Source organism: Neisseria sp. P0022.S010 (assembly GCF_051956635.1).
The window spans coordinates 1-472 of the sequence record NZ_JBQCXF010000869.1 but is presented as its reverse complement, the minus strand read 5'-3'; the positions used below and the strand labels follow the sequence as shown (position 1 = coordinate 472).

Below are 472 nucleotides of genomic sequence, written 5' to 3'. Positions count from 1 at the left end.
GCTCTAACCAGCTGAGCTACAAACCCGGATTCTCTTCGTAAGCGAATCTTGTCTTCACTCAAGCTTTTCTCTTCCGCATCTGTTACAGTTTACCGAGAAGGGTGAAGGCATCAGACCTCTTCTTTCTCTAGAAAGGAGGTGATCCAGCCGCAGGTTCCCCGACGGCTACCTTGTTACGACTTCACCCCAGTCATGAAGCATACCGTGGTAAGCGGGCTCCTTGCGGTTACCCTACCTACTTCTGGTATCCCCCACTCCCCTGGTGTGACGGGCGGTGTGTACAAGACCCGGGAACGTATTCACCGCAGTATGCTGACCTGCGATTACTAGCGATTCCGACTTCATGCACTCGAGTTGCAGAGTGCAATCCGGATTACGATCGGTTTTGTGAGATTGGCTCCACCTCGCGGCTTGGCTACCCTCTGTACCGCCCATTGTATGCCGTGTGAAGCCCTTGTCATAATGGCCATGA

The 472-nt window shown here is 53.2% G+C and carries 1 rRNA gene; it reads right to left on the bottom strand.

Annotation, left to right across the window (positions count from 1 at the left end):
• Nucleotides 1-131 precede the first annotated feature (131 nt).
• Nucleotides 132-472, bottom strand: a 16S ribosomal RNA gene (locus ACTHUT_RS21850); the annotation flags it as partial.